Source organism: Acinetobacter sp. AL9 (assembly GCF_041464035.1).
Taxonomy (GTDB): domain Bacteria; phylum Pseudomonadota; class Gammaproteobacteria; order Pseudomonadales; family Moraxellaceae; genus Acinetobacter; species Acinetobacter towneri.
In genome coordinates this window covers 1-201 of sequence record NZ_JAYFSK010000322.1, presented here as the reverse complement: position 1 = coordinate 201, position 201 = coordinate 1, and the positions used below count along the sequence as shown (strand labels likewise).

Here is a 201-nt window from a genome sequence, read left to right as displayed (position 1 = left end):
AAGCGATGCCCGCCTATGTGATTGATAAAGGCATTGCTTCACCTGAATTGCTCAGCCATGTGCTGGTATCGAAGTATGCCGATCATTTGCCGCTGTACCGTCAACGTCTGATCTATCAGCGGGCGGGAATCGAACTTTCTAGATCAACTTTATCTGACTGGATAGGTCGCTGCGGTGTAGAACTGGAACCTCTGGCCAATG

The 201-nt window shown here is 49.8% G+C and carries 1 protein-coding gene; it reads left to right on the top strand.

Annotated elements, in window-relative coordinates; all coding sequences use genetic code 11:
• The coding region (locus ACEO2X_RS14900) for a transposase (RefSeq protein WP_371972235.1) at positions 1-201 on the top strand (201 nt) is incomplete at both ends.